The organism is Comamonas sp. A7-5 (genome assembly GCF_039581385.1).
Classification (GTDB): Bacteria; Pseudomonadota; Gammaproteobacteria; order Burkholderiales; family Burkholderiaceae_C; genus Comamonas; species Comamonas thiooxydans.
Window position 1 is genome coordinate 1 of the sequence record NZ_JBCPWO010000002.1, and the last position, 25,797, is coordinate 25,797.

At 59.9% G+C, this 25,797-nt stretch carries 31 protein-coding genes; 16 read left to right on the forward strand and 15 right to left on the reverse strand.

Going from position 1 to position 25,797, the window contains the following annotated elements:
- Nucleotides 1–100 precede the first annotated feature (100 nt).
- Nucleotides 101–1,186 carry an MBL fold metallo-hydrolase gene (locus tag AAIL67_RS02975; protein ID WP_034357064.1) on the reverse strand — a complete coding sequence of 362 codons (1,086 nt, stop codon included), beginning with the start codon at nucleotides 1,184–1,186 and terminating at the stop codon, nucleotides 101–103.
- Between the two features lie 121 nt (nucleotides 1,187–1,307).
- Between AAIL67_RS02975 and AAIL67_RS02980 the strand changes: the two genes are divergently transcribed.
- The 10 genes from AAIL67_RS02980 (at nucleotide 1,308) to AAIL67_RS03025 (ending at nucleotide 11,116) form a co-directional block, all read left to right on the forward strand.
- Nucleotides 1,308–1,709, forward strand: coding sequence for a MerR family DNA-binding transcriptional regulator (locus tag AAIL67_RS02980; protein WP_003061601.1), 402 nt, complete (start codon nucleotides 1,308–1,310; stop codon nucleotides 1,707–1,709).
- Between the two features lie 48 nt (nucleotides 1,710–1,757).
- On the forward strand, nucleotides 1,758–2,216 hold the full coding sequence (locus tag AAIL67_RS02985; RefSeq protein WP_034357067.1) for a PaaI family thioesterase: 459 nt from the start codon (nucleotides 1,758–1,760) through the stop codon (nucleotides 2,214–2,216).
- Between the two features lie 39 nt (nucleotides 2,217–2,255).
- Nucleotides 2,256–3,443 (forward strand): isovaleryl-CoA dehydrogenase, encoded by a 1,188-nt coding sequence (locus AAIL67_RS02990; protein ID WP_059439711.1) that lies wholly within the window; start codon nucleotides 2,256–2,258, stop codon nucleotides 3,441–3,443.
- Between the two features lie 50 nt (nucleotides 3,444–3,493).
- A complete protein-coding gene (can, locus tag AAIL67_RS02995) occupies nucleotides 3,494–4,156 on the forward strand; it encodes a carbonate dehydratase (RefSeq protein ID WP_003059108.1) in 663 nt (220 codons plus the stop codon).
- Nucleotides 4,157–4,259: 103 nt separating this feature from the next.
- Nucleotides 4,260–6,107, forward strand: a complete 1,848-nt coding sequence (aceK, locus tag AAIL67_RS03000; protein WP_063662063.1) for a bifunctional isocitrate dehydrogenase kinase/phosphatase — start codon at nucleotides 4,260–4,262, stop codon at nucleotides 6,105–6,107.
- Between the two features lie 41 nt (nucleotides 6,108–6,148).
- Nucleotides 6,149–7,333, forward strand: coding sequence for an acetyl-CoA C-acyltransferase (locus AAIL67_RS03005; protein ID WP_343483369.1), 1,185 nt, complete (start codon nucleotides 6,149–6,151; stop codon nucleotides 7,331–7,333).
- Between the two features lie 107 nt (nucleotides 7,334–7,440).
- Nucleotides 7,441–8,553 (forward strand): hypothetical protein, encoded by a 1,113-nt coding sequence (locus tag AAIL67_RS03010; RefSeq protein ID WP_063662061.1) that lies wholly within the window; start codon nucleotides 7,441–7,443, stop codon nucleotides 8,551–8,553.
- A complete protein-coding gene (locus tag AAIL67_RS03015) occupies nucleotides 8,550–9,179 on the forward strand; it encodes an MSMEG_1061 family FMN-dependent PPOX-type flavoprotein (protein ID WP_343483370.1) in 630 nt (209 codons plus the stop codon). Before AAIL67_RS03010 ends, AAIL67_RS03015 begins: the two co-directional genes overlap by 4 nt.
- A 77-nt stretch (nucleotides 9,180–9,256) precedes the next feature.
- Nucleotides 9,257–9,928 carry an SDR family oxidoreductase gene (locus tag AAIL67_RS03020; RefSeq protein WP_034357079.1) on the forward strand — a complete coding sequence of 224 codons (672 nt, stop codon included), beginning with the start codon at nucleotides 9,257–9,259 and terminating at the stop codon, nucleotides 9,926–9,928.
- 45 nt (nucleotides 9,929–9,973) lie between these two features.
- Entirely contained in the window at nucleotides 9,974–11,116 is a 1,143-nt protein-coding gene (locus tag AAIL67_RS03025) for an acyl-CoA dehydrogenase family protein (protein WP_343483371.1), read from the forward strand.
- Here the strand turns inward: AAIL67_RS03025 and AAIL67_RS03030 are convergent.
- From AAIL67_RS03030 to AAIL67_RS03080, 11 genes are all read right to left on the reverse strand, one after another.
- Nucleotides 11,082–11,822: a recombinase family protein gene (locus AAIL67_RS03030; RefSeq protein WP_343483372.1), complete on the reverse strand. Its 741-nt coding sequence runs from the start codon at nucleotides 11,820–11,822 to the stop codon at nucleotides 11,082–11,084. The two genes, AAIL67_RS03025 and AAIL67_RS03030, sit on opposite strands and share 35 nt — an antisense overlap.
- Nucleotides 11,813–12,697: a hypothetical protein gene (locus AAIL67_RS03035; RefSeq protein WP_343483373.1), complete on the reverse strand. Its 885-nt coding sequence runs from the start codon at nucleotides 12,695–12,697 to the stop codon at nucleotides 11,813–11,815. Before AAIL67_RS03035 ends, AAIL67_RS03030 begins: the two co-directional genes overlap by 10 nt.
- A gap of 843 nt (nucleotides 12,698–13,540) precedes the next feature.
- On the reverse strand, nucleotides 13,541–14,722 hold the full coding sequence (locus AAIL67_RS03040) for a zonular occludens toxin domain-containing protein (RefSeq protein ID WP_343483374.1): 1,182 nt from the start codon (nucleotides 14,720–14,722) through the stop codon (nucleotides 13,541–13,543).
- A gap of 10 nt (nucleotides 14,723–14,732) precedes the next feature.
- The gene (locus AAIL67_RS03045; RefSeq protein ID WP_343483375.1) at nucleotides 14,733–15,035 is read right to left on the reverse strand and encodes a DUF2523 domain-containing protein; all 303 of its coding nucleotides are present in this window, start codon (nucleotides 15,033–15,035) and stop codon (nucleotides 14,733–14,735) included.
- Nucleotides 15,036–16,457 (reverse strand): hypothetical protein, encoded by a 1,422-nt coding sequence (locus AAIL67_RS03050; RefSeq protein WP_343483376.1) that lies wholly within the window; start codon nucleotides 16,455–16,457, stop codon nucleotides 15,036–15,038.
- Between the two features lie 134 nt (nucleotides 16,458–16,591).
- The gene (locus AAIL67_RS03055) at nucleotides 16,592–16,840 is read right to left on the reverse strand and encodes a major capsid protein (protein WP_343483377.1); all 249 of its coding nucleotides are present in this window, start codon (nucleotides 16,838–16,840) and stop codon (nucleotides 16,592–16,594) included.
- Nucleotides 16,830–17,033, reverse strand: coding sequence for a hypothetical protein (locus AAIL67_RS03060; protein WP_343483378.1), 204 nt, complete (start codon nucleotides 17,031–17,033; stop codon nucleotides 16,830–16,832). Before AAIL67_RS03060 ends, AAIL67_RS03055 begins: the two co-directional genes overlap by 11 nt.
- Entirely contained in the window at nucleotides 17,033–17,230 is a 198-nt protein-coding gene (locus tag AAIL67_RS03065) for a hypothetical protein (protein WP_343483379.1), read from the reverse strand. Before AAIL67_RS03065 ends, AAIL67_RS03060 begins: the two co-directional genes overlap by 1 nt.
- 2 nt (nucleotides 17,231–17,232) lie before the next feature.
- Entirely contained in the window at nucleotides 17,233–17,577 is a 345-nt protein-coding gene (locus AAIL67_RS03070; RefSeq protein ID WP_343483380.1) for a hypothetical protein, read from the reverse strand.
- A gap of 104 nt (nucleotides 17,578–17,681) precedes the next feature.
- Nucleotides 17,682–17,870, reverse strand: coding sequence for a hypothetical protein (locus AAIL67_RS03075; RefSeq protein ID WP_343483381.1), 189 nt, complete (start codon nucleotides 17,868–17,870; stop codon nucleotides 17,682–17,684).
- Entirely contained in the window at nucleotides 17,867–18,082 is a 216-nt protein-coding gene (locus AAIL67_RS03080; RefSeq protein ID WP_343483382.1) for a hypothetical protein, read from the reverse strand. Before AAIL67_RS03080 ends, AAIL67_RS03075 begins: the two co-directional genes overlap by 4 nt.
- Nucleotides 18,083–18,187: 105 nt before the next feature.
- Here AAIL67_RS03080 and AAIL67_RS03085 point away from each other — a divergent pair, with 105 nt between their 5' ends.
- Both AAIL67_RS03085 and AAIL67_RS03090 read left to right on the forward strand, forming a co-directional pair.
- Nucleotides 18,188–18,472, forward strand: coding sequence for a hypothetical protein (locus AAIL67_RS03085; RefSeq protein ID WP_343483383.1), 285 nt, complete (start codon nucleotides 18,188–18,190; stop codon nucleotides 18,470–18,472).
- Between the two features lie 181 nt (nucleotides 18,473–18,653).
- Nucleotides 18,654–19,445, forward strand: a complete 792-nt coding sequence (locus tag AAIL67_RS03090; protein ID WP_003073149.1) for an alpha/beta hydrolase — start codon at nucleotides 18,654–18,656, stop codon at nucleotides 19,443–19,445.
- Nucleotides 19,446–19,469: 24 nt separating this feature from the next.
- Here the strand turns inward: AAIL67_RS03090 and AAIL67_RS03095 are convergent, their stop codons facing one another.
- Nucleotides 19,470–19,961, reverse strand: coding sequence for a YetF domain-containing protein (locus AAIL67_RS03095; RefSeq protein WP_063662058.1), 492 nt, complete (start codon nucleotides 19,959–19,961; stop codon nucleotides 19,470–19,472).
- 130 nt (nucleotides 19,962–20,091) lie between these two features.
- Here AAIL67_RS03095 and AAIL67_RS03100 point away from each other — a divergent pair, with 130 nt between their 5' ends.
- Nucleotides 20,092–20,505, forward strand: a complete 414-nt coding sequence (locus tag AAIL67_RS03100) for a YchJ family metal-binding protein (protein ID WP_063662132.1) — start codon at nucleotides 20,092–20,094, stop codon at nucleotides 20,503–20,505.
- Entirely contained in the window at nucleotides 20,489–22,318 is a 1,830-nt protein-coding gene (locus AAIL67_RS03105) for a hybrid sensor histidine kinase/response regulator (protein ID WP_343483384.1), read from the forward strand. The genes AAIL67_RS03100 and AAIL67_RS03105 overlap by 17 nt, the downstream gene beginning before the upstream one ends.
- On the opposite strand, the gene AAIL67_RS03110 is transcribed toward AAIL67_RS03105, so the two are convergent.
- Complete coding sequence (locus tag AAIL67_RS03110) at nucleotides 22,315–23,010, reverse strand: response regulator transcription factor (protein ID WP_034357094.1); 696 nt, start codon at nucleotides 23,008–23,010, stop codon at nucleotides 22,315–22,317. The two genes, AAIL67_RS03105 and AAIL67_RS03110, sit on opposite strands and share 4 nt — an antisense overlap.
- Before the next feature lie 156 nt (nucleotides 23,011–23,166).
- Between AAIL67_RS03110 and AAIL67_RS03115 the strand changes: the two genes are divergently transcribed.
- Entirely contained in the window at nucleotides 23,167–24,255 is a 1,089-nt protein-coding gene (locus tag AAIL67_RS03115) for a hypothetical protein (RefSeq protein WP_063662052.1), read from the forward strand.
- 101 nt (nucleotides 24,256–24,356) lie between these two features.
- Entirely contained in the window at nucleotides 24,357–25,082 is a 726-nt protein-coding gene (locus tag AAIL67_RS03120) for an HAD family phosphatase (protein ID WP_063662048.1), read from the forward strand.
- Nucleotides 25,083–25,089: 7 nt separating this feature from the next.
- On the opposite strand, the gene AAIL67_RS03125 is transcribed toward AAIL67_RS03120, so the two are convergent.
- Nucleotides 25,090–25,785 (reverse strand): DUF4336 domain-containing protein, encoded by a 696-nt coding sequence (locus AAIL67_RS03125; RefSeq protein ID WP_063662044.1) that lies wholly within the window; start codon nucleotides 25,783–25,785, stop codon nucleotides 25,090–25,092.
- Nucleotides 25,786–25,797: the final 12 nt, after the last annotated feature.

A 25,797-nucleotide genomic window follows, 5' to 3' on the forward strand; every position in this document is an offset into this window, starting at 1 on the left:
GGGCGCTTCGAAACGAGGAGCGCTTGCCGCAGGGTGTCAAAGCATTCCAGCTACAAAAATACCGGAAACCCATAAAAAGAGAGCGCCAGGCGCTCTCTTTTTATTTCTGCATATTCGGTGCGTAGAAGCGCAGGATGCCGTTTTCATCCAGCCGCCGCGTCAGTTGCCGGCTGAACCAGAGATAGTGCAGGTGAGCCAGAGCCTCGCCCATGGCGAAAGTCATCTGGTGAGTGTCCAGTTGGCGTTTGAAGAGAATGGGAAGGATGTCGGCAGCGCTCAGCCCCTGTAGCCTGGAGGCCTGCATGATGTCGTTCAGACGTTCCTGATGATGGTCCAGCAGTTGCTGGACACGGATATGCAAGCCTGTAAAGGGTTTGCCATGCGAGGGCAGAACATAGGTGTTCTGTGGGAGAGCGAAGTAGCGCTTCAGCGATGTGAGAAACAGCTGCAGCGGGTTGGCTTCGGGCTCGGAAGAATGCACGCTGACATTGGCGGAAATACGGGGAAGCACCATGTCGCCGCTGATCAGTGTCTCGAGCTCGGCGCAGTAAAGCGCCATGTGCTCCGGCGCGTGACCATAGCCGGCAATGCACTGCCATGTGCGGCCGTTGATGTCGATCTCGTCGCCATCCATGATGCGGTGATAGATGTCGGGTATGGGGGCCACCAGGGAAGAGTAGTAGCTGCCACGGCCGCGGACATGGAGCAGAAATTCCTCATCTCTTTGTCCGTGCAGGCTGTAGAAGTCCGCACCGGATTCGCCGCCGAAGCCGTCCCTGTCTTTCATGGCGACGCGGGCGACGTTGTAATCGGTGGCGCTGATCCACAAGGGCGCGTTCCATTGCTGGCAGAGCCAGCCGGCCAGGCCGATATGGTCGGGGTGCATATGGGTGACGATGACGCGCAAAACGGGCAGGCCTTCCAGTTCGGCGGCGAAGATCTGCTCCCATTGCTCGCGCGCCTCGGTGCGATTGACGCAGCAGTCGATGACCGTCCAGCCCTCGCGTACCTGGCCATGCAGATCGGTCTGGCGATCACGCAGCAGCCAGAGGTTGATGTGATCGAGGGCAAACGGCAAGGTCATGCGGATCCACTTGACGCCGGGGGCCACTTCCAGAGTCTGGGCCGGACCGGGCAAGGTATCGCCGAGTGGGTAGTGAAGAGCGGATTCTTGGCTTGAGGTCATGGGGCGGTATTTCGTTTAGCATTGACGTTAACGTAAACGTCAGTTTTGTCAAAGCATTTTAGAGATCAAGCCACCTCTGGCAGTCGCCTGTGCGATGCAAGACTTACAACCCCACAGAATCATGTCGACCATTTACACCATCAGTGACCTTGCCAAAGAGTTCGATCTCACGACCCGGGCCATCCGTTTTTATGAGGACATGGGCTTGCTGCAGCCGGAGCGCTCCGGCGCAGGCGGTCGCAATCGCGTGTATTCATCGAGAGACCGCGCACGTCTGCGCCTGACGCTGCGGGCCAAGCGCCTGGGACTGTCGCTGTCCGAGGCCAAGGAAATCATCGACATGTATGACAGCCCGCGTGATACGGGCGTGCAGCTGCGCAAGTTTCTCGACGTGCTGGCCATCCATCGCAAGCAGCTCGAAGCGCAGATGGCCGATCTGCAAGTGACTCTGGATGAGGTGCGAGAGCAGGAAAAAGAGGCCCGCACACTATTGAAAAGGAGCGAGAGCAAAAATGGCGCATAATTGACGTTTACGTAAACGTCAATTGCAAAGCTTTGCTGGAGAGTTGCCATGTCTGTTGCAGGTGTCACCGAGTCTCTGGATTTTGTTCATCGGGTGAAGCAGAGCTTTGCGAAGCAAGGCGCCATGGCCACGATTGGCGCGGAGCTGACCCTGGTGGAGCCAGGCGTTGTGGATATCTGCCTGGACTGGGCTCCAGGCCTGACGCAGCAGCATGGTTTTTTGCACGCCGGCATGGTATCCACCGCACTCGACTCGGCCTGCGGCTACGCGGGCCTGACGCTGATGCCGGCCGATGCGGCCGTGCTCACCATCGAATTCAAGATCAACCTGCTCGCTCCTGCCAAAGGCCAGCGCTTTCGCATGGAAGGCCGGGTCATCAAGCCCGGACGCACCATCACCGTATCCGAAGGCAAGGCATTTGCCATTGACCAGGGAAAAGAGAAACTGATTGCCACAATGGGCTGCACTCTGATGTGTGTGCAGAACCGTGAAGGCATACAACACTGACAAGACGATTCGTCAGACCCATATCTACAGGAGACAACCATGAGCCTTGCCAATCTGCCCGGACTGAACTTCCAGCTCGGTGAAGACATCGATGCGCTGCGTGATGCGGTGCGTGAATTCGCACAGAGCGAGATTGCTCCGCGTGCGGCCGAGATTGATCGCAGCGACCAGTTCCCCATGGACGTGTGGCGCAAGTTCGGCGAGCTGGGCGTGCTCGGCATTACCGTCCCCGAGCAGTACGGCGGCGCCGATATGGGCTATCTGGCGCATATGGTGGCCATGGAGGAAATATCGCGCGCCAGTGCCTCGGTGGGCCTGTCCTATGGCGCTCACAGCAATCTGTGCGTGAACCAGATCAATCGCAACGGCAGCGAGGCGCAGAAGGCCAAGTACCTGCCCAAGCTCATCAGCGGCGAGCATGTGGGAGCTCTGGCCATGAGCGAGCCCGGCGCCGGCTCTGACGTGATCAGCATGAAGCTCAAGGCCGAGGACAAGGGCGGCTACTACCTGCTCAACGGCAGCAAGATGTGGATCACCAACGGGCCCGACGCCGACACCCTGGTGGTCTATGCCAAGACCGAGCCGGAGATGGGCGCGCGCGGCGTGACGGCCTTTCTGATCGAAAAGGGCATGAAGGGCTTCTCGATCGCGCAAAAGCTCGACAAGCTGGGCATGCGCGGCAGCCACACGGGCGAGCTGGTGTTCCAGGATGTGGAAGTGCCGGCTGAAAACATTCTTGGCGGCCTGAACATGGGCGCCAAGGTATTGATGAGCGGCCTGGACTATGAGCGCGCCGTCTTGACCGGCGGCCCGCTGGGCATCATGCAGTCCGTCATGGACAATGTCGTCCCCTATATCCACGACCGCAAGCAGTTCGGCCAGAGCATCGGCGAGTTCCAGCTGATCCAGGGCAAGGTGGCGGACATGTACACCGTGCTGCAAGCAGGCCGCTCTTTTGCCTATACGGTCGCTAAAAACCTGGATCTTCTGGGAACCGATCATGTGCGCCAGGTTCGCAAGGACTGCGCCAGCGTGATCTTGTGGTGCGCCGAGAAGGCCACCTGGATGGCCGGCGAGGGCGTGCAAATCTATGGCGGCAATGGGTATATCAACGAGTATCCGCTCGGTCGTCTGTGGCGAGATGCGAAACTCTACGAGATTGGCGCTGGCACCAGCGAAATTCGCCGCATGCTCATAGGCCGCGAGCTGTTTGCTGAAACCTGCTGAAAAAGCAGGAGCTGCGCCGTTCTTTCAACCACAAAAAGAAGGATAGCTTCATGACAACGACCTCCATCGAAGAACTGTTTGTCCACAACCGCGAATGGGCAGACCAGATGGAGCGTGATCGTCCTGGTTTCTTTACCGGACTGATGGCGCAGCAAAAACCCAAGTACATGTGGATCGGCTGCTCGGACAGCCGCGTGCCAGCCAACCAGATCACGGGTCTGGAGCCTGGCGAGGTGTTCGTGCACCGCAACGTGGCCAACGTGGTGGTGCCCAGCGATCTGAACTGCCTGTCCACCATCCAGTACTCGGTCGATCATCTGAAGATCGAGCACCTGATGGTTGTGGGCCACTATGGCTGCGGCGGCGTGTATGCGGCACTGAACAATCTGCGCCTGGGTCTGGTGGACAACTGGACCCGCCACGTGCGCGACGTGCGCGACAAGCACATCAAGCTGCTGGAAGGCATCTCCACCCAGTTCCGCCACGATGTGCTGTGCGAACTCAACGCCATCGAGCAGGTGGTCAACGTGGCTCAGTCCACCGTGATGCAGGATGCCTGGGCCCGTGGCCAGAAGGTGACTCTGCACGGCTGGTGCTACAGCCTCAACAACGGCCACATCACCAACCTCGAAATGACCGTGCCTGGTGTGGGCGGCCTGGAGGATGTCTACAACAAGGCTGTCGAGAAGGTCGCTGCGCGCAAGCGCGACTGATCGCTGCCGCTGCGCAGTTGCAGTGCCCTCAAGCAGACCCAAGGCCTGTGCCGCTTGTTCCGCTTGAGAGTGCTGCTCACTTATCTGGAGCGACTGGCCCGCCATGTTTCCGCAACGACTGGACGCCCCCGAGGCCTATGCCATTGCGCAGGCCCTGATGCATGGCTACAACCAGCATTACCGCATGTTCAGTGCGGAAGCTGCCCGAGCCAAGCAGCGCTTCGAGACCATGGACTGGCCGGGCCAGCAGCAGGCTCAGCGTGAGCGCATAGAGTTCTACGACCGGCAGGTGCGTGCCTGCATCCAGAGGTTGGAAGAGGAGTTTGCCGCCAGCCTGCAGAGCATGGCTGTCTGGCAGCAGGTCAAGCTGCATTACATCGGCCTGATGGTCGATCATCTGCAGCCCGAGCTGGCCGAGACCTTCTTCAATTCGGTCACCACCAAAATTCTGCACCGCACCCATTTCCAGAACGACTTCATCTTCGTGCGTGCGGCCGTCAGCACCGAATACCTGGAAAACACCGCGCCGGGTGCCGTACCCATCTACCGCGCCTACTACCCCGGCAACCTCGCCCAGATCGAAGGCACGCTGCAGAGCCTGTTCGAGCAACTGCAGCTGCAATGCCGCTTCGAAGACCTGCAGCGCGACGTGTATCTGCTGGCCGAGCGCATACGCGAGAGACTGGCGGGCCTGACGCTCAGGGCCAACTTCCAGCTTCAGGTGCTGTCCAGCCTGTTCTATCGCAACAAGGGAGCGTACCTGGTCGGCAAGATCATTACCGGCTATACCGAGCTGCCGCTGGCGATTCCCATCCTGCATGGAGAAAAGGAGCAACTGATACTACATGCGGCCCTGTTTGGAGAGGACGATCTGCATGCGCTGTTCAGCTTTGCGCGCGCCTACTTCATGGTGGACATGGAAGTGCCCAGCGCCTATGTGAGCTTTCTGCGCAGCCTCATGCCGCGCAAGCCCAAGGCGGAAATCTATAACGCCCTGGGTCTGGCCAAGCAGGGCAAGACGCTGTTCTACCGCGACTTTCTGCATCATCTGCGCCATTCCAGCGATCAGCTGCGCATTGCGCCCGGCATCAAAGGCCTGGTCATGCTGGTGTTCGACCTGCCGAGCTTCCCCTATGTGTTCAAGCTCATCAAGGACCGCATCGCCAGCAGCAAGGATGTGTCGCGTCCTCAGGTCAAGGCCAAGTACCAACTGGTCAAAAAGCATGACCGCGGCGGTCGCATGGCGGACACCATGGAGTACAGCTTGGTGGCTTTTCCCAAGGAGCGCTTCAGCGATGAACTGCTGGCCGAGCTGCATGCCCAGGCTCCCGAGCAGATCGAGATCAGCGACCGCGACGGCGACGGGCAGATGGAAGTCATCATCAGCCATCTCTATATCGAGCGTCGCCTGGTGCCGCTGAATCTGTTCCTGATGGAGTGCCTGGCCGAGGCAGACACCAAGCCGGAGCGCCGCGCTGCCATGGAGAGGGCGATTCTCGAGTACGGCAATGCCATCAAGGATCTGGTCGCCACCAATATCTTTCCCGGCGACATGCTGTGGAAGAACTTCGGCGTCACGCGCGGCGGCAAGGTGGTGTTCTACGACTATGACGAGATCGAATACCTGACCGATTGCAATTTCCGCGAGGTGCCGCAGCCGCGAACCGAGGAAGAGGAGATGTCGGGCGACATCTGGTACTCGGTCGGCCCCAGGGATGTCTTTCCCGAGACCTTCGGGCCTTTTCTGCTGGGCCATCCGGCCGTGCGCGACATCTTCATGCGCCATCACGCCGATCTGCTTGAGGCCGAGTTCTGGCGCGGTCACCAGAGCCGCATCCGTGACGGTCATTTCCTTGACGTGTTCCCCTACGAGCGCAGCCGCTTTCTGCATGCCGGCGACGCAGGCCTGGACACGCAGCGTTTCGAGATTCCCGCCAATAGCCTCGCTTGAAGAGGCAGATCACATCCATCCATTTTTCAAGGAGACAAACCATGCATCAGGATCCCGTAGTCATCGTCAGCGCTGCCCGCACTCCCATGGGCGCGTTCCAGGGCGATTTTTCCGATCTGGCCGCCCATGACCTGGGGGGCGCAGCCATCAAGGCGGCAGTCGAGCGCGCCGGCATCCGGCCCGAGCTGGTGGAAGAAGTGCTGTTCGGCAACTGCCTGATGGCAGGCCAGGGCCAGGCTCCGGCCCGTCAGGCCGGCTTCAAGGGCGGCCTGCCGCAAAGCACAGGTGCCGTGACCCTGTCCAAGATGTGCGGCGCCGGCATGGAAGCCACCATCCTGGCGCACGACCAGCTCATCGCCGGCAGCCGCGAGGTGATGATTGCCGGCGGTATGGAGAGCATGACCAATGCCCCTTATCTGCTCAAGAAGGGGCGTGGCGGCTATCGCATGGGGCACGACAAGATCTTCGATCACATGATGCTCGACGGTCTGGAGGACGCCTATGAGGCCGGCCGCTCCATGGGCACCTTCGGTGAGGACTGCGCCGCCAAATACCAGTTCACGCGTGAAGCGCAGGACGCGTTTGCCATTGCCAGCGTGCAGCGCGCCCAGACAGCAGCGCAAAGCGGTGCTTTTGACGCCGAAATCACGCCCGTCACAGTCAAGACCCGCAAGGGTGACGTGACCGTCAGTGTTGACGAAGGCCCGGCCAAGGCCAAGCTGGACAAGATCTCCAGCCTCAAGCCAGCGTTCAAGAAGGACGGCACCATCACGGCCGCTTCCAGCTCCAGCATCAACGACGGCGCTGCCGCCATGGTGCTGATGCGCGAGTCCACGGCCAAGCAGCTGGGCTGCAAGCCGCTGGCGCGCATCGTCTCGCACGCGACCTTTGCACAGGCCCCCGAGTGGTTCACCACCGCACCCGTGGGCGCCACCGAAAAGGCGCTGAAGAAGGCCGGCTGGGCCGTGGAGGATGTGGACCTGTGGGAAATCAACGAAGCTTTTGCCGTGGTGCCCATGGCGCTGATGGCCGATCTCAAGGTCTCGCATGACAAGGTCAACGTGAATGGCGGTGCCTGTGCTCTCGGACACCCGATTGGCGCCAGCGGTGCGCGCATTCTGGTCACCCTGCTGCACGCGCTCAAGACACGCGGCAAGAAGAAGGGCCTGGCCACGCTGTGCATCGGCGGCGGCGAGGCCACGGCCATGGCAATTGAGCTGATCTGACGCCATTTGCTCAGAACCGTCACCGGTTTGCTCTACAGTGAACGCATGTTCAACGGATTGCACGCATTCGCGCTGAATGTGTGCAGCTCACATTGCGGAAATCATTCATGAGCGCAGACATTCACCACGACGAGAGCGAGACCATCAAGCCGCTGGAGCCGCAGCAGATTGATGCTTTCTGGGGCGATTTTTCCAACCAGCTGAGCCAGCTGGAGGAGCTCGATCGCCATGAGTTTGTGGAAAGCTCCAATGAGTTGCTGCACCAATATGCGCCGGGCCTGAGTCTGGAGCTGGAAGGCAAGCTCGGGGAGGCCGGCTCCCGTCTGGTGATCTCGGCCCATGGCAACACGGCGCAGTTCGAGAACGCCCAGGCACTGGTGCGCCAGGCGCCGCGTTTCGAGCATTACAGTGTGCAGGCGTTTCGCAGCCGCGCGCTGGGCAGCAACTTCGGCATGCGCATGGACGGCTTCGAGCTGGCCTGCTCCGATATCCGGGTGGGCTATTACGATGCGGGAGGCATCATAGGCCTCAAGCTCTCGTTCGAAAAGCCCATTGCCCGGGACATGGCCGAGCATGCGCAGCACATGGCTTTCATCATGCTGGACCACGTGCTGGGCGAGTGGGATTTTTCCGTACGCGTGGGTCCGGTCGAGTTTGCCTCCGAGGCTGCGGCCGATGTCTACGGCTCCGCTCTGCTGTCGGAGTTCCCGCCCCTGTTCGATGGCTTCATCCGCCAGCAACTGGGCCGCAGCTATGAATTCCCCAAGGAGGACAGCGACCGCTGGCTGTCGCTGGAAGTGCGCGCGCAGGATGCTGACGAGGAGGCACCGCCCGACATCCTGACCTTCCACGACGGTGCCAATGCCGTGGCCACGCGTGCCGATCTGTCGCATTTCATGGAATGGCGCTTCAATTTCTCCAGCCAGCAAGAGCTGGACGGGGTGCGTGACGCCCAGGATGCGCTGGATGAACAACTCAGCCGTGAACAGCGCGGCATTCTTGCCTTCTCGCGCGTGGAAAACATGAGTGCCCGCGTGGCCACCTACTATGTGGAAGATCCGGCCCATGCGGTGCAACTGGCCGGACAGCTGGGCAGACAGCATGTGCCCGAACTGGAGGGCGAGCTCAGCGTGAGCTTCGACCCTTCCTGGAACGAGTTCCTGTCACTGTACGCAGCCATCCACCGCAACGACCGTCCCGAGGAGGTCCTGGCTTCATGATCACTTCGCGCGAACAACTGCTGCAGTTGTACGACCCTCCTGCCGAGCGGGCGCTGCTCAAGCAGCAGTGGGAGCTGGATCGGCACTGCCTGCGCTTTATCGCGCTGTCGCCGTTTCTGGTCATGGCCACGGGCGGTCCAGGCGGCGCCTTGCTCGATGCCTCGCCACGAGGCGGCAAGCCCGGCTTCGTCAAGGCACCGGACGCCAATACCTTGCTCATTCCCGATGCGGGCGGCAACAACCGGCTGGACAGCCTGAGCAATCTGCTCGACGACCCGCGCCTGGGTTTGCTGTTCTTTGTGCCGGGCTTTGACGAAACCCTGCGCGTCAACGGCACAGCCCAGCTGCGTGACGAGGCGCATTACACGGCCTTGTTTGCCAGCGATCATTTCCGCCCCAAGCTGGTGATCGAAGTCCGTGTGCAGGAAGCCTATTTGCACTGTGCCAAGGCGCTGATGCGCTCCCGCCTGTGGAGCGAGGAGGCCAGGGTGGCGCGCAACGTCATGCCCACGCTCAATCAGATCATCCATGCCCAAATGGGACTGACCGCCCAGCCCGAGTCGCAGGAAAGCATGGTGGCCCGCTATGGCGCCATGATTGCTGCCGAGCAGACCAAGAAAAGTTGATAGCTTGCAGCGCTTGTCATGAAAGGATTTCCGATGAAAAACGTTTTGAAACCCAACATTTATAGGCGCAAACAGCTATGGCTTTGATACTGATTCTCGGCGCATCACGCGGTCTGGGGCGAGCCCTGGCCGAGGCCTATCTGGCACAGGGCCACCAGGTGATTGCCACCGTCCGCAAGGCTGAAGACATGGTCGACCTGCAGGCCCGCGGCGCCCGGGTGCTGCAGGTCGATCTGGCAGATCCTGCCAGCGTCAGCGGCCTGGCCTGGCAGCTCGACGGGGCCAGCATCGATATCGCGCTTTACGTGGCCGGTGTCTGGGACGGTCATGACGCAGGCGTGCCGCCTACTCAGCAGCAGTTCGATCTGGTGATGCACAGCAATGTGCTGGGCTTTATGCAGGCCCTGCCGCAGATTGCGCCCATGGTGCAGGAGGCTGGCGGCGTGATCGGCGCCTTCTCCAGCGGCATGTCCCTGCTGGCCGATGCGGACGAGAGCGCCTGGCTGTACCGCGTCAGCAAGGCTGCGCTCAATATGGCCGTGGTCTCGGCCTGCCGCCAATGGCCGGGCCTGACGCTGCTGGCGCTGGATCCGGGCTGGGTGCAGACCGAGATGGGCGGCGCTGCGGCCCCGCTGTCGGTGGCTCAAAGCGTGCAGGGGCTGATGCAGGCCCTGGCGCAGGTCAAGCCCGAAGACCGTGGTCAGCTGCTGCGCCACGACGGCAGATACATCAAGCTTCTAGACGCCTAGCCCAGGCTGAACAACGGGCATATAGCTATAAATATCGGAGACAACATGCTGCTGAATCAGGACCAGGAAATGATCCGCGACGCTTTGCGCGATTTTGTGCGCGAGCAGATCACACCCCATGCCGCGCGCTGGGACAAGGAGCACGAGTTCCCCAAGGACGTGCACCAGGGGCTGGCCGCGCTCGGTGCCTATGGCATCTGCGTGCCCGAGGAACTCGGCGGTGCGGGCCTGGACTATGTGAGCCTGGCCTTGGTGCTTGAGGAAATCGCCGCTGGCGATGGCGGCACCAGCACCGTCATCAGCGTGACCAATTGCCCGGTCAATGCCATCTTGATGAAGTACGGCAATGCCAGCCAGCAGGAGCAATGGCTGCGTCCGCTGGCGCAGGGCCAGATGCTGGGAGCCTTCTGCCTGACCGAGCCCCATGTGGGTTCAGATGCCTCGGCGCTGCGTACCACGGCCGTACGCGATGGCGGCGACTACGTCATCAACGGCGTCAAGCAGTTCATCACCAGCGGCAAGAATGGCGATGTAGCCATCGTCATCGCCGTCACCGACAAGACGGCGGGCAAGAAGGGCATGAGTGCCTTCATCGTGCCCACCGGCAATCCCGGCTACCAGGTGGCACGCCTCGAAGACAAGCTGGGCCAGCACAGCAGCGATACGGCGCAGATCAATTTCGAGAACTGTCGCATTCCCGCCGCGAACCTGATCGGGGCCGAGGGCGAGGGCTACAGGATTGCACTTTCCGCGCTGGAAGGCGGGCGTATCGGCATTGCCGCGCAAAGCGTGGGCATGGCGCGTGCGGCCTTTGAATGCGCGCTGCAATACAGCAAGGAACGCGAGAGCTTTGGTCAGCCCATCTTCAACCATCAGGCCGTGGGCTTCAGGCTTGCCGAATGCGCGACGCAGATCGAAGCGGCCCGGCAACTGATCTGGCATGCTGCCAGCCTGCGTGATGCGGGTCTTCCCTGCCTCAAGGAAGCAGCCATGGCCAAGCTCTTTGCCAGCGAGATGGCCGAGCGCGTATGCAGTGCCGCCATCCAGACCCTGGGCGGCTATGGCGTGGTGAGCGACTTTCCCGTGGAGCGCATCTATCGCGATGTGCGCGTATGCCAGATCTACGAAGGCACCAGCGATGTGCAGAAGATCCTTATTCAGCGGGCTCTTGCGACAAGTACTGGCTAAGCACAGGGCGGCGTGGCTCAGCTCTAGGACGAGCTGGGCTTTCTAAGCGCGAAATTGTCGACCGCGACACCCCAAGAGCCTCTGCTACTTCCTTCTGGGTCATGCCATCCTGACGCAAGCGAAGCGCCTCAGCAGCTTGCTCGGGTGACAACGCGGACTTACGGCCACCCCAGACAACCCCCCGCTTAATGGCTGCGACTTGACCAGCAATGGCCCGCTCTCGGATGATCCCCCGCTCCAATTGGGCAACAGCACCGAGGACTTGAACCATAAATAGCCCGATAGGACCGGTTGTATCCAGAGGCTCTGTGATCGACCGAATTGTCGCCCCAGACAGTTTGATCTTGTCCAAGATAGCAAGCAGATCCTTCAAAGAACGTGCAATGCGATCGAGCTTGTAAACAACAAGGCAATCGCCTTCTGTGAGCGAGGAGAGCAGCTTTTGCAGCTCAGGCCGCGAACCCACAGAACTAGTCTTCTCCTGGTAGATAACCTCTACGCCAGCCTTGTTTAGCGCGTCAATTTGCAGGTAGGTTTCCTGCTCTCTAGTGGAGACGCGAGCATATCCAATCAACACAGTTTTTCTCCTCTTTTGAACAAGGAGAAGTCTCTCAGGCCATGCGCAAACGTAAGCGCCAATGAGGTATACAGCTAGTCTTTTCATAGCAAGAGCGCGAAACTGTAGTTTCATCACAATCACTTGCATGGCTTCGGTATGCCTGACCTACTCTCGGTGACCAAAAAGAAAACGTCCTTGAAATGGGACAGGTAAGAAGTGACCACGGCAGCGCCAGGAGTCACCAAGTCATAAACGAGCTCAATAGCCTCACGCATGCTTGTCACATAGCCGAGCTGGACAGATGGCGGGACAGTGAAATCACCGAACTTTGTCCACCTGTTAGAGAACTTAGCGCCATCTTCAAAAGCCTTGGTGATGTATTTGCTGATGTAGCTGGCAATGCGCGCTGGTGAACGCTTGGAGGTACTCTTGCGACGCGCTACGTCGACATTGCCGCCCAGCTCTTTGGTAACAGAGCGCCAGATGGAGCGCAGCAAGTCAAAGCTTTTGATGCGCACGCCTTGATTGTTGGACAGGACAGTGGCAACGCGCCGGCAGGCCATGTGCACATGCCAGGCACCACGGTCTTGAGGTTCAAAGGCAGCGATGGCCACGAAGTCAGGTATGACGCGGTAGACACGGCGGACAAACTCTTTAAGGTGCTTTTTACAAAGCTCCAAATCGGTCTGATTTTCGCGATATGTGAGCGTCATAAGGGTATCGGCATTGGCGGCCTTGCAAAGCTGCCTGACGCGCGTTTTAGCCCTTCTGGCAGCCCTATGGCGGTTGATCTCTTCGCGCTCTTTAATCCGGTCTGGGTCATCTCGTTTTTCAAGGATGTGCTCTTTGAGGTTGCGCAGCACATCGTCGGGCATGCGGGAGGTATCCAGTTCGACCAGCTCCCATGCCTGAGAGACCACGGATTCCACGTGCCCGTTACCTAAATCAGTGGTTTTGACCTTGAAGCAGTTGGGAACGCTCTTGCGTTCATAAATGGTGTCGCCAATAATTCGAACTGTCATAAGCGCTCCTATCGCTTTTGGCATCTAAGGGCTTCAACCGGTGAGAGGGTTGAGGCCCTTTTTCTTTTCTAGCCGTGGTGATGTGCTGAAGTGTCAGAGGGATAAATCTAGGCGGCTGCGCCGCCAGCCCTGCTGGCATTGCGCGCCGCTGGGGAGAGACAGCGCCCGGTAGCCAACGCATGCTTGTGGCGAGGGCTGGGGCCCTACCGGCGGTGGCTCCGACGATTCGCAAAACCGCTGTGCGGTTTCACGAATCCTCAGAGCGGGGTTTTCTTGCTTGAGCGGCTTTGCTTTTTTGTTTTTTGGGGTGGGCATGCCAACATCCTCAGGGGTCTCTTTTTGGGGCGCTCTTTTCTCTCTCCTCCAGCCAGAACCTTGTTCTGACTGGAGGAGAGAGAAACCGCTGCATGCTTGAGCTGGCGGGGGGCTGTGCCGGAGGGCTGGCATCTCAATTTCCTGCCCAAGACGTTGTCTTGAGCAGGAAACCGAGATGCCCGCTTGTGCCTGATCGAAGAGGTGACGATGCCAGGGAGCTGTCACTTCAATTTCCCGCCCAAGACGTCGTCTTGAGCAGGAAACCGAAGTGCCGGCTTGTGCCTGATCAGGTAGCCCCATGGCGCAGCTATTGCCCATGTTCTTCTGACCCAACAAAACCCTGTTTTGCCGGGCCAGAAGAAGCGTCTGGCCAGCGTGATTCACGCGATCGCAGCGCCTCGACTATGAGCAGCCGGAGGGTGTACTCGAACGAGCGGTTTTCAACAATGGAGAGCCGTTTGACACGCTCAGCAACCGAAGCAGTGAGGCCAACAGATCGACGGAACGGGAATTTGCGACGGGCCATGGCTACTGCCCAAAGACGGAGCTAACAGCGGCATTGCGGGCAGCAAGGCGCTCTGCATAGCCCATGGGCTGATCGGCGGGCCGTGCAACTGGTGGAGGGGGCGTATGCACCACTGCAGGGGCCGGAGTGGGTTCATCAAACATGGCCTGCGAGCGGTTTGCGGCCGGGTCTTTCCAGTCCAAGAAGATGCCGTCTTTGACAATCTGCAGGCAGAGCTTTTGGGGCACATCCAGCGGAGTGGCATCTTGCGTGAAGCACTTGCATTCATCGCGCTTTTTGCTGTGCATGCAGGCCGCAGGGTATGGCGCGCGCATGGGGTTCGTGAGCTCGTCATAGCGCGGAGCGGTATACGCCAGACCTTGCACCCGGGGCATGAACTGATCCACGTACTCAGCAGTAGTCAGAGGGCGCTTGTCATTGGACTGGCCCTGATTAGGCCGCTGGGGGCCAAGGCTCATGCTTGGCATCAGGCTAGAGGACTTCGCGCCTTGCACGTTACCCGCACCGCGAACGGTCTTGAGATAGTAGATAGCGCCACCGATAAGCACGGGCACAAGAATGACAGCCGCGATGATGAAATAGAGCTGCTTTGGAAAGCGGAACTTGGCTGTATGAATGCTGGCGGACACGTACCAGTCATAAACCTCTTTGGGGTAACGCTGTAGGCTGACAGTAGCGGTCTTGCCTGAGGTAAGGCCCTCACATTTTTCATTGACGTTAGGCCACTCAAGAAGAGACACAATCTCAGCGCCGCTGCGACGCTTCACGTGACGATGCCAACCAGGGTCAGCAATCAATCTACGCACAAAGCTATCCATGTTTTTTGGATGCTGAGTGATCAGATAGAAGTCAAAACCACGATGGCGATGGGCCGCTAACTGCTGGATATGAGGTTGCGGAGCGCTGGCCGTAGCACCACGGGTAGGCATAACCTCATGGCATTCATCAATGATGAAAATCGTGCCGTCGGGTTCATCCTGCCACTTCTCAAATTCGATGGCTTTCCAGCCAAATTTGAGGCCCTCAGCCTTCAGCGTGATGCGGGGCTTGACCTGCTGATCTGCTGGATCAGTCCACAGATGGATGCACACAGGGCGACCTGTGGCTAGTTGAAGAGTACGCACCCAAAGCAGGGTAAGGAGAGTCTTGCCGGCACCCATGCCGCCCGTGGTCAAGTAGAGCATGACTACCCCCTTACTTGTTGTAGCCGATGCGCTTGATGGTCCCGTTCTTCATGCCATTGGCAATCAGCTTGACGGTGACCGTGCCAGTCAACAGCGAGAAGGACTCACCTATGCGTAGAAGGCCCAGGATTTTCTTGAGCTCGTCTGGCAGGCCTATCAAGGCCTCTTTGCCGTAGCTGGAGATCTCTTCAATGATGGAGCCGAAGCCTATGTACGAGATCAAGCCAATGCCCAGCGCGACGGCCACACGACCGACGACCGTGCCGATGATGCTGAGAAAAGCACCCCAGATAGACGTGATGAAGATAGGCATTTAAGTCCCCAGAATGCGCAGGCAGGTTGCACAGGTACTCAAGAACAGCAACATGCCCATGGCATTGAAATAGCGGCAGAACTCACTGAGCTTGAAGACAACGGTTTTGCCGAACACTTGCAGTGGCACATCAGCAGGGCACTGACCGTTACCGATGATGGAATCCACGGTGATATGGCCCTTGAGATCGATCTCCGTGCCATTGGCTGTCAGCACGTTTTCTTGAGGCTTTTTGGCATCCGCATCAAAGAGCCGCGACATGTCGTTTTCGATATCAAACATGGTGCAATTGCGCTTGTGCTGCTCTTGCAAGGCAGCGCACTGGAGCACATCACCGTCACAGCGGAAATTAGCCGAGCAGGAACCGGAGAACTGGCCCTTGCTCTCCTTGCACATGGCCAAGTCAGGCTGCTCTTTGCAGACCTCATCCTGCCCTTTGTCCTCTTTAGAACCATCAGGCTTAGTGACAGTGCACTTGCCATCCTTGCACTCGACCTTTGAGCCATCCTTGCCCTTGTCGGCACCATCTTTGGCAGGAACACAGGTATTGGTCTGCGTTGTGGACTGGACTTGACCAGAGGGGCACTGATTGCCCTTGCCCTCACACTCAGCGCGCTTTGTCGGGTCTTTTGGATCCTCGCAAGATCCGTCATCGCCTTTTTCATCAGGGATGCAGATGCCTTCAACATACTTGGAAGGACTGGAGCCAGAGGGGCAATTATTTTCTTTAGGGATGCAGACGCCGGGAGCGTACTTGGAGGCCTCATAGCCAACCGGGCAATCTTGCGGCTTGTCTTTGCCGCCTTCAGTACCTTCCCCACCACTGCCACCAGTTGAGGGGTCAGTGCAGGCCTCACCTGTAAATGTAGGATTCGACAAGTTGCAGACGGTAGAGCTGCTCTTGCCAATGCCAGCAATGCAGGAGGAGATAGTGCCGGTAGTCTGGCAACCCGTCATACAAGCATTACCGGACTGACCTAACTTGCTGGCAGCCCACTTGGCAGACTGAGGCCCAAAATCAGACTCCATGGAAGTGATACCGATGGACATGCCAGCGAGAGGGCCACAAATCTCATCTTTCTTCTTCACGCAAGCATTGCCTGACTCCAAATAGCCAGAGTTGCAAATACAAGCACCCCCTGAGGCAGTGGAGTTAACAGGGCAGGCAAGATCAAACCCATTCACCCAACCACCAACACCACCGTTCACAACACAGCCATTGGAGCGACCACCGTCCATGGTATAGGTACTTGTAAAGCCATAGCTAGGCGCCATCGCCTGACAGGCCGCTAGCGGCGTCGAGAAAAACGGCCCCTCTGAATTCCAGCCATATTTTTGATAAACAGGCGTGAGGGCCGCAGAAGCAACGCTAGCAGTGAATGCCAGGAATGCGAGAGCAATTAGGCGGAGCAAATGAGCCATAACGCCCCCATGTAGACAATCAAGCCAAGCAGTCCCATGTGACCTCCCTTGCATGTGCGCCCCGCCGTTCTCCGAATCGCCGCGACGCACATGCAAGGGTGCAGTTGCACCCTTGTTGACACAGTGGGGGACGGTTAGACCGAGCGCATGATCTTCCAGCCGCGGATAGCGATGGTCACGATCAGGTAGGCCGAACCCAGGATGCCGATGGGCGTCAACAGGCTCATCAGGAAGCCTTCGCCAGCGCTGACGTCAGGAGCAGCAGGAGCTGTCTGAGCCATCGCGTTTTGTGCAGCCAGCATCAATGTGACACCACCGGCTGCGAGCTTGGCGCCATGTCCACGCGCCTTGATCGCCAGTTGTTTGAGAGCATTACGAGTCATCTGTAGACCTTTCATCCGGGGAGTTGATAAAGCGCAGCAGGGCCCGGAACCCCCATGCAACGCAAAAAACCAGAGTGATCGGCGTCATCAGTGCGGAGGCTTCCTCAATCGACAGGTTGAGGATGGGCACATTGACCTCATGCACCACGGTGACGGTGCAGGCAGAGGGGCACTGGATGACTTGATCGGCCATCAGGAGGCCTTCAGGGCACGCTGACGAGCAGCGCGAATACGCATGGCGCGAACAGTGCGCTCAGCAAGGCGATCAGCCACAGCAGTGATAGCGCCAAGAATGAGATGGAAGGCCATCGCACCAGCAATACCGCCGAGAAACGCTATTTGCACGATGGTCCAAGCCATGTGCTGGAGTTGCTCTTCATTGAGTCCCATGGTCAGGCCTTAGCAGCAGCAGGAGGCTCAGCCTTGACGACACGGCCAGGAGTGGGCGCACCGGAAACAGGCGTGAGGTCAACAATGGCGGGCTTGATGCCGCGAGAGGCAAAGTCCACGCGCATGCCGTAAACCGGGGCATAGACACCGCGAGTGATCTTGCCCAGCAGAGGGGCAGGCACTTGCATCACACCCACCTGCATTTCCACGCCGTTTTCATCCAGCGTCATGCAGTCGATTTCTTGCATTTCATATGGCTTGCCGGACTTACCGACACCCTTGCGAATTTCTTGGACGATGAGCACACGAATGAACGCGGGCAGGGATGTAGCCTCAGCAACGGACATGGAAAACCTCTCTAGGTGACTGCCAATAGGTATCCCGGGCAGATCGGGCAAATGGCGCAACAGCGCTCTGAGCTACCCCGCACGCGAGGCAGCGCGGAGGGTTGTCAAAAGAGAGAGGGCAGGAAGTGAACGAAGAAGAAGCCCCAGAAGTCGCCCCAGTCTTCAACGACAGCAAAGGGGGAGTCCGCGACTAAACGAGGCAGGACAACCTCGCGCATAAACAAGATCACATTGAAGAGCATGCAAATCCAGAAGATGCGCATGCGAACCATGATGCGGAGGAAGTCGATCATGCGCAGACCCCCAAAAGCTTTGTGACGCTCAAACCGAAAGCCGCAACATTCAAGATCACAGCAACGAGCTGGACAAACAGCAGCTCAACGGCATAGCGGTTCGCGAATCGGTGCAATCTGGTGTCCCCCTGCTGACCACCGTTGATGGGAGCTACCACGCGCACATCAGCGCTTTCGTGGCCAGCAGGAGGACGTAATTCAGGTTTAGACATGTGGTAGCTCCTATGTGAAAATTAGCACCCAGAGTTAATGAACATTTGGTGCTAATTGGAGCGAAATTTACACCAGATGCTAATTATTTACAAGGGGTGTAAAGAATGAATATTTCCGAAACCATCGAACGAGCTGCAAAGATCGTCGGTAGCCAGAAAGCACTAGCAGAGCTACTAGGTGAGAAGGAGTCGAGCCTCAGTGCATTTAAGCGAGGCCGCCCATGCAGCTACAAGAAACATGCACAGATCGCAGCAGTGGCAGGAATGCATGAAGAAGCAAGGCGCATCGTGATTCAAGGGATGATCGACTCCCTCAGCGATGACGTGCCACACGAGGCCGAAGCAAAAGCCGGATTCATCGCCATGCTTAAGGCGTTCCCTGAATCCTGATCCAGCGGGCGCTGGCCTGATCTGAGTCAGGTGGCAAAAGCCCGCCGCTGTCAACTGTTGTGCACGAGGCTGTGGCACATCAGGGGACGGGCCGGTTGCCGATGTCACAAGGCCTGCTTAGGATGTGCTCAGTGTGGGGAGTTCCCCCAGGGGTTTCAACCATTTGCAGCAGGAGTCCGGCATGCCTTTTGCCCAGGTCAATGGTCAGAATATCTACTACGAGGACACGGGAGGGCGTGGCCCGGCCATTGTGTTCTCGCACGGCCTGCTCATGGATCACACCATGTTCGAGCCGCAGATACAGGCTTTGCAGGGGCAGTATCGCTGCATCAGCTGGGATGAGCGCGGCCACGGGCAGACCGCTGATCCCGAGCATTGCGAAGCGTTCAGCTACTATGACTCGGCCGACGATCTGGCGGCCTTGCTCAAATATCTGGGTGTGGAAAAAGCGGTGCTGGTGGGCATGTCGCAAGGCGGCTATCTGTCGCTGCGCTGCGCGCTGATTCATCCGGATGTCGTGGGTGCGCTGGTGCTGATAGACACCCAGGCCATGCTGGAAGACCCCGAGCAGATGCCGCACCACGAGGCCTTGCTCAAGGCCTGGATGGAGCATGGGCTGTCGGATGACATGGCCACCATCGTGGAGCACACGATTCTGGGCCAGGGCTGGCCCGGGGCTGCGCAGTGGCGCGCCAAATGGAAGCAGGCCTCGCCGATCAACCTGGGGCAGAGCTTTGCGACGCTGGCGCTGCGCGACGACATCAGCCCGCGCCTGGCCGAAATCAAGGTGCCCGCGCTGGTGATTCATGGCGACAAGGATGCTGCCATCGGTGTGGAGCGTGCGCGGGCCATGTTCAAGGGCTTGCCCCAGGCCCAGTGGGTGGATGTGGCCGGTGCAGGCCATGCAGCCAATCTCACGCACCCGGAACCCGTGAATGCGGCCATCAGGCAGTTTCTGGACGGCCTGCACTGAGAACTTAAACACGTTCTGAGGCTCTCAGGCCTCCCCGAGTTCGGCCATGCTGCGCTTGCGCAGCACCACGGTGATCTGGCCATTGGTCTCGATCGTGGCGCGCTCCACCTCATGCGCGTTGAGGCAGCCATTGGAGCGCAGGGCCGCCGCCAGGTCTTCGGCAGTGATCTGCTCCTGTGTCATCAGACTGGGTTGCACAATGCCCTGGTGAATCAGGACCTTGGGTTTGCCATTGACCAGTTTGCGCAGCCCCGCAAAGCGGTAGCTCAGGCGGGAGAGCAGTGCATGGCAGGCCAGCAGCGTGCCGGCACTGATCAGGCCGCCGATCAGCGAGTTGTCGCCTGCATTCATGGAGTTCTGTACTGCGTTGGAAAGAATCAGCAGCAGCACCAGGTCGAAAGGTGCGTACTGGCCGGTCTGGCGCCGGCCGGTCAGACGCAGAAACACCAGCAGAAACAGGTAGACGCTGACACCGCGAATCACGAACTCCCACCAGGGAGCAGCCATGGAGAACATAGGCAAACCTTTGAGCAGCGAGCTTTGGACTGCCGCTACTGTGCTCTGAGGCAACCGACTGCGCAAGCCGGCTTGCTCGTTGTTCGACTTGGTCGACAATGCAGCATTGCCAATCAAGACTGCCAAAGCTGTGAAAGAAGCCGAGAACAAGCGGGACTGTCCCTGTGGACGAAAGAATGCCAAGGGGGGGCTGCTGGCCTATGCCGATTGCTGCGGCCGCTATATCGATCACTGGGATGCCCGGCCCGCTCCCGATGCCGAGGCGCTGATGCGCTCGCGCTACACGGCCTTCGTGTCTGAGAATCAGGAATATTTGCAAGCCACCTGGCATGCCAGCCAGCGCCCGTCGCAGCTCGATTTCGATGCCGCCACCAAATGGCTGGGGCTGGATGTGAAGCAGTTTCAGTTGACCGGCGACGTTTCTGCAGAGGTCGAATTCGTCGCCCGCTATCGTCTGGCGGGTCGTGCCGTGCGCTTGCATGAGCGCAGCCGCTTTGTGCTTGAGGGTGGGCGCTGGTTCTACGTCGATGGCGACCAATTCTGAAGTCGATTCGGCGCAGTTGACCCGGCTGCAGGCCTGGTTGCGCCTGTTGCAGTCCCTGGCTTCGCGTGGCTCCTCCGAAATCGCCGCATTGCTGATTCCTGCCCTGCTGCTGTGGGTCAGTACCCGCAACAGCCCAGCCGTCAGCGTGGGGCTGGCCTGGTGGTGGGGGCTGATGATCGTCATGGCGCTGGGCTTTCTGCTGTTCCGCCGCAGCCTGCATCGTCAGTGGCGGTCGGCGCGCGACTGGGAGCCATCGCGACTGCAGGCGGCATTGACAGCCTGGCAGCGGCAACTGGCGCTGGCCGCGTTGATCAACGGCCTGCTTTGGGTCAGTGTGCTGGCCTTTACCTGGAGTGGCAGCCACAGCGAACTGCGCCTGCTGATCTATCTGGTGCTGCTGGGCGTGATGGCATCGGCGGCCACTTTTTTGGCGCCCGTGCCGCAGGTGTTTGCGGCCTTCATGGCGGGTATCTACTTGCCGATGTTGCTGTGCACGCTGCATTACTTTCCACACAAAGGCCCTTATCTGCTGCCGCTGCTGCTGCTGTACGGCGCCATACTGGTTCGCCACGCCTGGGGTGCGCGGCGTTTCGTGCAGCAGCAGATGGCGCACGAGCTGGAGCGTCAGGCACTGGCGGAGCGCTACCGCGAGGCCAAGGAGCAGGCAGAGAATGCGCTGGCCGAGAAAAACTGGTTCATTTCCGCCGCTAGCCATGATCTGCGGCAACCCCTGCATGCCATGGGCCTGATGCTGCAAGCCGCCCATCAGCGCAATCAGGATGACGAGCTGGCGCAGCTGCTGCAGGAAATGCAGGCCTGCACGCGCGATCTGGGCTCCATGTTCAACGATCTGATGGATCTGTCGCGACTTGAGGGCGACAGCTTCGCACCGCAATGGCAGGCGGTATCCATGAGTGCGGTGCTGGACGAAGCCCGGCGCCTGTTCGCGCGCGAGGCAGCGCAGCGCGGTCTGCGTCTGCGCGTGAGGCAGCCGGCTCATATGCCGGCACTGTGCACGGATGCGGTGCTGTTGCGGCAGATGGTTTTCAATCTGCTGCAAAACGCGCTGCGCTACACGGACCAAGGCGGGGTGCTGCTGGCGCTGCGGCACAGGCAGGGGCGCTGGCTTTTGCAGGTGTGGGACAGCGGTTGTGGCATGAGCGAGCAGGAATGCGCACAGGTCTTCATGCGTCACTATCGCAGCCCTGCGCGCCAGCAGCGCGATGCCAGGGATGGCGTGCCGGCGCCATTGCGCGGGCGTGGCCTGGGCTTGTCCGTGGTGGCGCTGGCGGCGCAGCGGCTGGGCGTGGAATGCGGGGTTCAGTCGCTGCCGGGCAAGGGTTCATGTTTCTGGCTGCGCTGGCCGCAGGATGCCGAGCAGTGGCAGACCTCGTCTGTGCTGCCGGCACCGCCGATATCGGCTGGGCCGCAGTGGTTTGCCCCCTTGCAGGGGCACTGTCTGGTCGTGGAAAACGATGCGCAGCTGGCCCCGGTGCTGGTGCAGATTTTGCAGAGCTGGGGTGTGCAGGTGCAAAGAGCGCGCAGCTTGCCTGAGGCGCAGCAACTGCTGGCCGATGGATTGCGGCCAGACTTTGTGTTGTGCGACCAGCGATTGAAGGATGGTGCAAGCGGGCTTGAGTGTTTGATGCAACTGCTGGACCAGCATCCGCAAGCCAGCGGTGCTTTGATGAGCGGCGATGAGGAGATGCTGGAGCAGGTCCAGGATCAGGGCTATCTGGCTCTGGCGACGCCCTTGCAGCCCGACCAGCTGCATGCGGTGCTGGCGCGCTGTATGGCGATCCGTCAGCCTTAGTCCAAGTCGACCTCGATGCCTCGCATGCGCGTGATCAGTGCCACGCGGTTGCTGGCGCCCAGGCGCTGAAGCAGGGCGGTGACATGTTCCTTGACCGTGTATTCGGACAGGTTCAGCGCCTGTGCAATGGCGCGATTGGGCTTGCCCTGCAGCAACAGGCTCAGCACCTGCGCCTGGCGGGCAGTGATGCCGAGCTCTCTGGCGCTCATATGCAGGATGCTGCCCGCGGTTGGTGCCGGAGGGGCGGTGGGGATGGGAGGCAGGGCCTCAAACCAGGTGCGGCCGCTCAGCAGGGCTTGCACTGCTGCCTGAAATTCGTGAGACGGGCTGCTTTTGTGCACAAAGCCATGCACACCTGCGGCTGCGGCCTTGCTGGCGATGGCCGGGTGCTTGTCGCCGCTGGTCACCAGAATGCGTGTGCCAGGAGCCAAGGCCAGGATGCTGTGCACAAATTCCAGTGATGCGCCGTCCTCCAGCCAGAAGTCCATCACGGTGATAACGGGTTCGCCCAGCGCAGCAATCATTGCCAGAGCCTCATTGCCGTGTGCCGCACAGCGCACCCGCTGCACGCCGGCGCTGGTCATCAGCACATGGGCTGCACCCTCCGCGACCAGCGGGTGATCATCCACCACCAGCGCATAGGGCTGTGCGCTCAGTTGAGTGGTGCTCAGGATTTGCAGTAGATCGGGCATGAGCGTTCCTTTGGGGCTTGGTAACAAAGACCCCTCCTCGGTAGGGAGTGATCTGCTCGCAAGCCTTCTGACAATGTCTGTAAGACGACGCTGCTTGTTATCTCAGTGTCGGGATATGGACATTTTCAACCAACATCAAGACCGAGGAGCAAGCCCGTGCCATCTCTTATGCAAATCACCCGTAGAACTGCAGCCTTGCTGCTGATTTCCACTCTGGCTGCCTGTGGCGGCGGTGGTGGTGGAGACGGAGGCAGCGGCGCAGGCTCAGGAGGCGGCTCCGAAGGTGGCGGCGGCAATACGGGAGGCGGGGACAACGGCGGCGGCAACAATGGTGGCGGTACTGGTGGCGGCACCGGCAATCAGGCCGTCACGGGAACCTACAAGATGGGCGGCCAGACGGCCACCAGCCATGCGCAGATGCTTGAAGCCGCCAACAGCATGGGGGCCGACGGCTATGCGCTGTTCAGCTCCCTGGCGGGCTCGGTCGGTTCGACCGGTTCGGAGATCGGCGACTTCTATCTCACGGATACCGCGCATGCCGGGCGCAAGTTCAGCTATGTCAATCCTGCGGCGCAGCCATCGCGCACCGCCTTTCTGGCACAGCTGAACCAACAGGGCAGCAGCGGCTATATGTACAAGTCCGATGCCATCTTCAATGATGTCAGCGACAACCGCAGCGTCTATGTCAAGGACAACAGCCGCAGCGACCAGTTCAGCTACAGAACGGTGACGCCCGTGGCCACGACCGCCGAAGCCTTTGCCGTGGAGCTCAACGGCCAGGGCGCCGAAGGCTATCGCTATCTGGGTCCCCAGATCGTCAACAACGAGTTGTTCAGCCTGTATGCCAAGCGCAATGACAGCGTCACCTATACCTATCAGGTCGACAAGCTCGGCAGCGCATCCTCGGCCGCCGATGCGGCAGCGATGAGAACGCGCCTGGCCCAAAAGGGTGCGGACGGCTGGTTCATCCGCGGCACGCAGGGGCTGGGCGGCGACCCGATGAACATGAACTATGTGGATGTCTTCGAGAAAAGCTCGGCACAGAATGGCGCCATCGAGTATCTGGTCGAGGCCTCGGCAAGCAGTGACTCGCTCACGACCCAGCTGAGCAATATGAATGCCAATGCGGCCAACGGCTTCTTCTACTTCAGCGGCATCATGACCGCAGACGGCAAGACCAGCACCATCTACGTCAAGAACAGCGCGTGGATGATCAATCCGCTGGCCGGAGTGACCTTCCCCTGAACCCGAAAAGGGCGTGAGCGCATAATCACGCCCTCCGTTTCTTGATACTAGGCGCCATTGGGCGCCTTTTTCGCATCCTCTGATGCGCTGGTAATGTTCCCATGACTGCTTTTGACGCTGTGCTTTTCGACTGTGATGGTGTGCTGGTGGACAGCGAATCCATCACCAATCGTGTGCTGTGCACCATGCTCAACGAATCTGGCTGGGCCATCAGCCAGGAACAGTGCACGCGCGACTTCATCGGCAAGACGGTGCGCAGCCAGGCGGCCGTGATCGAAGCCCATACCGGCAAGCCGCTGACCGATGCCTGGATGGCCGAGTTCTACGAGCGCCGCAATGCCGCCCTGCGTGCCGAGCTGGTGGCCATCGATGGCGCGCTGGAAGCGGTTAGGCGGATTCATGCGCTGTGCAACGGTCGCATTGCCTGCGCCTCGGGTGCGGACCGTGCCAAGGTGGAGATGCAGCTCGCCAAGGTGGGCATGGCGCCTTATTTCGAAGGTCATGTCTACAGCGGCCATGAAATGCCGCGCAGCAAGCCCTTCCCCGATGTGTATCTGGCTGCGGCCGAGGCACTGAAGGCCGATCCTGCCAAGTGCCTGGTGATCGAGGACACCATGACCGGGGTTCAGGCCGGCGTGGCCGCCGGTGCCACCGTCTGGGGCTATTTCCCGGCCGATCAGGGTCATGCTTCGGCAGAACAGTTGCTCGAGGCTGGCGCAGCCTGCGTGTTCGGCGACATGGGGGATCTGCCCGCCATGTTCGAGGCCGTGCGCAGGAGTGCCGCCAGCGCTTCGACCGGCGAAGACGACGAGCACGACCTGCGCTAAAGCGCGCTCAGTCCCAGATCGACAGCGCCTCGCGCAGCTGCTTCATGGGCTGATCGTCGATCACGCTGTTGTGCAGCAGGATCACGCGCTGTACGGGCCAGCTTTCGACCCGCTTCACCCAGCTGCGCACGGCGGTCCTGTCCCTGACCAGCAGGCGCACGGTGCGCGGCACGATCAGACGCTCATGTCCGCCCGTCAGGCCCAGATACATGCGTACCGGCAGGCTTAGCGGTCCCTGCCAGCATTGCAGCACGTCGGTGGCGATGAGGCTGCCGCTGGCCGGGTGGAACCACAGCGTCTCGTCGAGCATGGGAAGGCCGCCCAGCGGCAGGCATTGCAGCTCGCCTGCCCAGGGCGCTTCGGCATCTGATGGCAGGGGCTCCAGCAGCGGCAGATCAGGTCGCTTGCGCAGCACGCCCTGTGTGCCATAGATCCGGGCCTGTGGATAAAGCCTGGCCAGTTTGCCCACGAACAAGTGGTGCATGGCGCTGGGTGCGACGATGTGTTGCAGCGGTCCCAGGGCGTCGAGCGCAGCTTTCTGCCCGCCCGTCAGCGGCACTGCAGAGTGCGAGAACAGGCTGCCGTCGGCCAGCCGGATCACCGTCATGCGTGTGCTGACCTTCAGCCCTGCATTGCTGAAGTGATAGCTGAGTGCCCATACCCCATCAGCGATTGCCTGCCAGTTTTCTGAGGATTCCTGCATGGAGAGCTCCTT